Consider the following 6,663-nt stretch of genomic DNA (forward strand, 5'->3'; position numbering starts at 1 on the left):
TCTTTACAAAGCATACTTACTATTTTACTTTTATTTTAATAACAACTTTATAAACATTTAGTTTTTTGTAAGATGATTACTAACGTGCAAATCACTTAATCTATTTTTTGCTAGATATACATAATACTTTGCTTTCTTCTCATTTTCAAATTTCCGAAGAAAAAGCTCATAATAATTTATTTTAGTTTGTAAATCTTTATAATAATTATCTACACAAATTGCCAATTCATATTGTGCTCGGTAATTTTGAGAGTATTCTTCTAAAGCTATTTTAAAATTATCTATGGCTAATTTAAATTTCTTTTGGTTTTGTAAGCTTATTGCGTAATTGGTGTAATAATCATCTACTGGCTGATCTGCTAATAAAACTGCCAATTTTAAAAACTCTTCTGCCTCTGAGTAACGTTTTAATTCATTTAAACTTTTTCCTGCATATAATAATGCTTGCTGATTATTTTTTTCTAACTGAATTACTTCTACAAATTGCTGATAAGCTTTTTTGTACTCTTTTAAAATAAAATAACAAGTCCCTAAATTAAAATGAGTAAAAACAGTTTTTTTATTCAGCTTTAATAATTGTTCAAACCTACTTTTAGCTAACAAAATATTTTTTTGAGCTATTGCATTTTTCCCTAATAAGCTAATCATTTTAGTATTTTCTGGGTAAGAAGATAGAGCCTGCTCTCCTATTTTTTCTACTTCTTCATACTCTTTATCCGAATATTTATGTTTAGCTATGGCATATAAAGCTTGCTGATGGTTTTTATCTATCTGTAAGACTTTTTGAAAATTTAAAACAGCAGTACTATCATTTAATTGATCTTTTGCTAAAGCTAATCTGTAATAAAAATCTGGATTTTCTGGAAATTGATAGGTAAGTTCTTTAAACAAACTATCGGCAAGTTGAAATTTACTTGTTTGGTAATATAACTTTCCCAAATTGCTTTTCGCAATGATTAATTTTTGATCTAGCTGAATTGCCTTTTCATAATTTTTAATCGCTAAACCAATATTTCCTGTGGCTTGGTAAGCTTGGGCAATTTTTTGATAGGTTACCGCAGAAGTTGATGAAGAATTTTGATAAAGCTCTATCGCTTTTTGATAGTTACCTAGTTGATATAAACTATCGGCAAGTTTTAAAGCCGAAGTTTGTGCTTCGGCTTTTAGGCATAAAAAACAAATAATATTAATTAGAAGTATCTTCATCTACTTGAAAAGATATAGGTAAATAATACAGAACATTTACAGCTTCTCCATCTTGTTTCCCAGGTTCCATTTTAGGTAGTAAAGCAACGACTCTTTTTGCCTCGTCTGCTAATTCTGGCGAAGATGCTCTTGCTTCAATATCTTCAATTGTACCTTCTTTACTAATGGCAAACCTTACATAAATTCTATTTACTCCTTTTTGAGCATAAGGTTTTAAATTATTGCTATTAAAATTTTCGTTTAAAACAAGACTTATATTAGTACTCAAGCATTTTTTGGCAGCATCTTTATCTAGACCTTCGCAACCAGGAAAAACAGGTACAGTTTCAATAGCTGTGAATGGTACAGTTTCTAAAGAAGTTTTTGGTTCTTCTTTTTCTTGGGTTTTTCGGTAAGCTACATAATCTTGATAAGATATATATCTCTCTTTCCATTTTGCATCAAAATCTTCTATGAATTCCTCTTTATCAAAACCTCTATTTTCTATATCTCTATTGTTTTTTGTCAAATTCATAAAAATAAGAAACCTATAGTATTCCTCTTCAGATTTTATATTCCCCTCTTTTACTATCACAAAAGTTTTAGCAATATCAATAAGAGAACTTCCATTTTCTACCATTATTTCTAATTCGTCTACTAACTGATGTACTAACAAGGCGTCTTTTTCAGATAAATCTGAAATTGTTGATGTTTCTATTCCACTATCTTGAGTTAGACTATTACTATCTGAACAAGACACATACGTAAGCATCGCAAAGATTAATGGAATCAGAATTAAAAATTTAAATTTGGCGGCTCTTGCCGATTTTGATTTTTGTAACATAAGTATTCGTTTTTTGATTAATGAATGATTAAAAAATTGATGAATGAATGATATTTGTTCGCTCCCAAAAGCTACCTTAAGTAAACTTTCGTAATACGATTTTTTATCTGAATTTTTAGTAGCTTCTGCATCGGCAATGTATTCATGTAAATTGGTGATTTGCCTTTGGTATAAATACACCACCGGATTAAACCAAATAGCGATTTTTAAAATTTCGAAAAACAACAAGTCTAAACTATGGTATTGTTGCGCATGAACTTGCTCGTGTTTTAAAATTTGGACCTTTTCGGTTTCCGCTAGATCACTTCCTAAATAAATAGTTTTGAAAAAGGTGCAAGCCTTCGAGCTATTTTCAACTTCAATAAGTTTTAAATCGTTTAAATAAGAGACTTTACCTTGCTTTCTGAATTGTTGAAACTGAATAACCTTTTTAATAAATACCAAAAGACTAAACAATACTCCTAAACCGTAAGCTAACCACCAAGCATATTTCTCTAAAAAACTTATAGAAGTAGTTACGTTACTGACTGTCTCATTTGGGGTTTCTTGAACCACAGGATCACCAATAAACACTGCAGGCAACTGAACCATTTGTTGTGCTTCTACTGCATAACTCTCTAATATATTAAAACTTAAAAATGGTAATAATGCTGAAATGATAGGCGTAAGCAACAAATACCAACGATTGTAAGTAAAAAAAGTTTCTTTTTTTAAAAACAGCTCGTAAACTCCCCAAAATAGAAGTAAAAAAACACTTAACTGAACGATATAGGTAACCATTACTTTTTGTTTTTATTAATTTCTGAAAGAACTTCTTCTAACTCTCGAATACTTAAATCGTTTTTCTTCACAAAAAAAGAAAGCATACTTTTTACAGAACCATCGAAATAATTATTCAGCAGTTTCGTCATCGAGAATTTACTGTAACTGTCTTTTTCTATTAACGGATAATAAATATGACCTCTCCCCTTTTTTCGAAATCCTACAAAATTCTTACTTTCTAATATTCTAACAATGGTAGAAACTGTATTATAAGCAGGTTTAGGTTCTGGCATTTCTTCTATTAAAGTTGCAACATTGGCCTCTTCTAATCGCCATAAGAGTTGCATAATTTCTTCTTCTGCTTTGGTAAGTTCTTTCATTTTTTCAACTAATTATTTAGTTTAATAAAACTAATATAACTAAAACTTTAGTTTAAACTAAGATTTTAGTTGTTAAAATTTAAAAATGCTTATTTTAGAAGAAAATTTCAGATGGATATTATATTAATAGTTTTAGGGTTTATACTATGTATTGTAGGAATAGTTGGAAGTGTATTGCCCATTTTACCAGGACCGCCAATTAGTTGGTTAGGGTTATTACTACTCTATTTTGTGGATGGAATGAAGTGGAATTACTGGTTACTGGGCGCTACGTTTTTTATAGCTATACTCATTTTTATTTTAGATTATATTATTCCGGCGGCCGGAACCAAAAAATATGGGGGTAGTAAAGCCGGAGCCATTGGTACCACAGTAGGCTTAATTGTAGGTATTTTTATTCCAATTCCGCTAGGCTTTTTAATTGGTCCGTTTGTAGGTGCTTTTATCGGAGAGTTTATATTTAACAAAAGCAGCTCTAAAATTGCTTTAAGAGCTGCTTTTGGTTCTTTTATGGGCTTTTTAGCTTCAACTTTTATGAAACTCTTTGTGGCTATTATTTACCTTGGACTTTTTATCTATTTATGTATTGAGCACCAAGAAATTTTGTTTTAAAGCCACTCTACTTTACTCTCTAATGCTTTACGCTCACTTTTAAAGTTGGTTTCATCATGGTTACCCATATAAAAAAAGCCTAAGCATTTTTCACCTTCTTTGAAACTGAAAAATTCATCCATATTTTTAATTAATCCAGGTGAAGACCAATATGCGCCAATGTTATAATGAGCAGCTGTTAACCACATATTTTGTACAGCCATTGCCACAGCTGCAACCTCTTCCCATTCTGGTACGCTTTCTTTTGGATCACGTTGCATACAAATTGCAATTACACAACTTGCCTTGGTTGGGTTTTTCTGTAGTTTTTTATATTTAAATTCTGAAAAATCTTCTGTAGTTTCTTTGTATTTATCTGCTAAAAATTGGCCTAACTGCACAAGTTTATCACCTAGCATTACTTTAAACCTCCAAGGTTCTGTCTTTTTATGACTAGGAGCCCAATTTGCAGCTTCTAAAATTTTTGCAATAGTTTCTTTTTCAATTTCTATTGAATTATACTGAGCAGGAAAAATAGATCTTCTATTTCTTATAATATCTTCAATCATACAATTCTATTTAAATAATTTTTTAATCGCTTTTGTAATTCTATCTCTATCATCATTGGTTAGATTAGAACCTGAAGGTAAACATAGTCCGTCTCTAAATAAATCTTCTGCAACAGTTCCTCCAAAATACAAAGCATCTTTAAATACTGGTTGTAAATGCATAGGTTTCCATAATGGTCTAGATTCTATATTTTCTTTTTCAAAAGCCAATCTTATATCTTCTCTAGTAAAATTATTTTTGGTTTTTGTAGCATCTACTATAATGGCACTTAACCAATGGTTAGAGAAATAATCTGAATTTGGTTCTTTAAAAACTGTAATTCCTTCAATTTCTTTAAAAAGATCTTGGTAAAAATCATTCATCTTTCTTCTTAAAGAGATATGAGAATTTAAAACCTCCATTTGCCCTCTACCTATCCCAGCACATACATTACTTAACCTATAATTGTAACCTACTTCAGAATGTTGGTAATGGGGAGCTTTATCTCTTGCTTGAGTTGCAAGAAAAACTGCTTTTTCTTTACTTGCTTTAGAGTCACAAATTAATGCACCACCACCACTTGTAGTAATAATTTTATTACCATTAAAAGATAGTATTCCAAATTCGCCAAAAGTACCACACATTTCATTTTTATAAGTAGAGCCTAATGCTTCTGCTGCGTCTTCTATTAATGGAATATCAAACTCTTCACAAATAGTTTTAATTTCTGAAATTTTAGCAGGCATACCATATAAATGAACACATATAACAGCTTTTGGTTTATTATCTGCGCATATTTCAGATTCTATACAAGTACGCAATGCATCTGGACACATATTCCATGTTTCCATTTCACTATCAATAAAAATAGGTTTAGCACCTAAATATTTAATAGGATTGGCTGAAGCAGAAAAAGTCATACTTTGACAAATAACAGTATCGTTAGGTTTAATTCCCAAAAGAATTAAACTTAAATGAAGGGCTGCTGTACCACTACTTAAAGAAGCTACTTGTTTTGTGTCGTGACCCAAATATTTTCTTAAATCTTCTTCAAAACCTTCTACATTCGGACCTAAAGGAGCTATCCAATTATTTTCAAAAGCAGATTCAATATATTTCAATTCGTTCCCTCCCATATGTGGAGAAGACAACCAAATTTTATTTTTAGACATAGTTATTAGTTCTTCTTGAAAGGTAAAATTAATGTTTTAAAAATAATTTTTAAATCAAGCATAAATGAAATATGATTAAAATACCATAAGTTCAATTTTATTTTCTTCGGAAAGATAATTTCATCATTATATTTTACAGGATCAGTCACTTGATTCAAAAGATATTCTTCATTAAAAAAAACTATCGAAGCATATCCAGTTAAACCAGGCTTAAGTTTTAAAATTTTTCTGTTTTTACCCTTTAATAAATCATAATAACCAGGTAAATCTGGCCTTGGACCTACCACAGACATTTCCCCTTTCAAAACGTTAAATAATTGAGGCAACTCATCAAACTTATATTTTCTAAGAAAAGCAGAAAAAGAAGAAATCTCATTTTTAGAATCTATAGTTTTAAACTTATAAATAGTAAATATATTTCCATTTTTCCCAATACGCTTTTGTAAAAAAAAAGGATTACCAAAATAATAAATAGAAAGATAAATAGTAATAAATAGAACTATAGGCATTACAATCAACAAAAAAAACAATGCTGAAAAAAAATCAAATAATGGTTTAAAGGTAGATAAATACAAGGCTCGTATTATTACTATTGTGTAAGTGTGAAAGTAAGAAAATTAAGAATATATAAAATATTCTGAAGGCTTTTTTTAAATGATTAGTATAAATACTTATATTATTTAGCACCTATCAAAGAGTTCAATTCCTGTGCCAAACAAATTAATTTTTAAGATAGTAATGGCGTTCCCTTTGGGTCGGGCTAATCCACTATATCTTTTATTCTTTTTCACAAAAAAATAAAAGGATGCCGTTGCTATCCCTAACGCAATAGTAACACTATAAACAAAAAAAAGACCCTTCATTAAAAATGAAGGGTCTTAAAAGAAGGCGGCGACATACTCTCCCACAAAAAGCAGTACCATCTGCGCTAACGGGCTTAACTTCTCTGTTCGGAATGGGAAGAGGTGAGCCCCGTTGCTATAACCACCTTGGCTCTTGGTCTTGTTATTATACAAGAACTAATATCTTAACATACTATAACAATAATAAAGTATTCAAAAATTCTAACATAAGAAGAAAATCAATTAGGCAATCTTGCGCCCCTAGACAAGCTAGGGGCTGCATAAGCTATACGGGTTATTAGTACTACTTGGCTATGACATTACTGCCTTTACACCTA

Annotated in this window: 7 protein-coding genes and 1 rRNA gene; 1 reads left to right on the plus strand and 7 read right to left on the minus strand. The window is 30.3% G+C overall.

The annotated features are described in order from the left end of the window. Positions 1 to 57: 57 nt before the first annotated feature. Genes BUC03_RS02685 through BUC03_RS02695 form a run of 3 tightly spaced genes read right to left on the minus strand, consistent with a single transcriptional unit; the run spans position 58 to position 3,171 of the window. Complete coding sequence (locus tag BUC03_RS02685) at positions 58 to 1,206, minus strand: tetratricopeptide repeat protein (protein WP_073147953.1); 1,149 nt, start codon at positions 1,204 to 1,206, stop codon at positions 58 to 60. Beyond that, on the minus strand, positions 1,187 to 2,809 hold the full coding sequence (locus BUC03_RS02690) for a M56 family metallopeptidase (RefSeq protein ID WP_073147955.1): 1,623 nt from the start codon (positions 2,807 to 2,809) through the stop codon (positions 1,187 to 1,189). The genes BUC03_RS02685 and BUC03_RS02690 overlap by 20 nt, the downstream gene beginning before the upstream one ends. Further along, positions 2,809 to 3,171: a BlaI/MecI/CopY family transcriptional regulator gene (locus BUC03_RS02695; RefSeq protein ID WP_073147957.1), complete on the minus strand. Its 363-nt coding sequence runs from the start codon at positions 3,169 to 3,171 to the stop codon at positions 2,809 to 2,811. Before BUC03_RS02695 ends, BUC03_RS02690 begins: the two co-directional genes overlap by 1 nt. 111 nt (positions 3,172 to 3,282) lie before the next feature. On the opposite strand from BUC03_RS02695, the gene BUC03_RS02700 reads away from it, so the two are divergent. Continuing rightward, the gene (locus tag BUC03_RS02700; protein WP_073148022.1) at positions 3,283 to 3,783 is read left to right on the plus strand and encodes a DUF456 domain-containing protein; all 501 of its coding nucleotides are present in this window, start codon (positions 3,283 to 3,285) and stop codon (positions 3,781 to 3,783) included. On the opposite strand, the gene BUC03_RS02705 is transcribed toward BUC03_RS02700, so the two are convergent. The 4 genes from BUC03_RS02705 to rrf all read right to left on the minus strand — a co-directional run bounded on the left by BUC03_RS02705 (position 3,780) and on the right by rrf (position 6,475). Beyond that, on the minus strand, positions 3,780 to 4,331 hold the full coding sequence (locus BUC03_RS02705) for a nitroreductase family protein (RefSeq protein WP_073147959.1): 552 nt from the start codon (positions 4,329 to 4,331) through the stop codon (positions 3,780 to 3,782). The two genes, BUC03_RS02700 and BUC03_RS02705, sit on opposite strands and share 4 nt — an antisense overlap. Positions 4,332 to 4,337: 6 nt before the next feature. Next, a complete protein-coding gene (locus BUC03_RS02710) occupies positions 4,338 to 5,483 on the minus strand; it encodes a DegT/DnrJ/EryC1/StrS family aminotransferase (protein ID WP_073147961.1) in 1,146 nt (381 codons plus the stop codon). 5 nt (positions 5,484 to 5,488) lie between these two features. After that, positions 5,489 to 6,058 carry a sugar transferase gene (locus tag BUC03_RS02715; protein WP_073147963.1) on the minus strand — a complete coding sequence of 190 codons (570 nt, stop codon included), beginning with the start codon at positions 6,056 to 6,058 and terminating at the stop codon, positions 5,489 to 5,491. A gap of 308 nt (positions 6,059 to 6,366) precedes the next feature. Then, positions 6,367 to 6,475: ribosomal RNA gene (rrf, locus tag BUC03_RS02725) — 5S ribosomal RNA — on the minus strand. Positions 6,476 to 6,663 lie beyond the last annotated feature (188 nt).

The sequence above is a fragment of the Mesonia phycicola genome (genome assembly GCF_900141885.1).
In the GTDB taxonomy this organism is placed as follows: Bacteria; Bacteroidota; Bacteroidia; order Flavobacteriales; family Flavobacteriaceae; genus Mesonia; species Mesonia phycicola.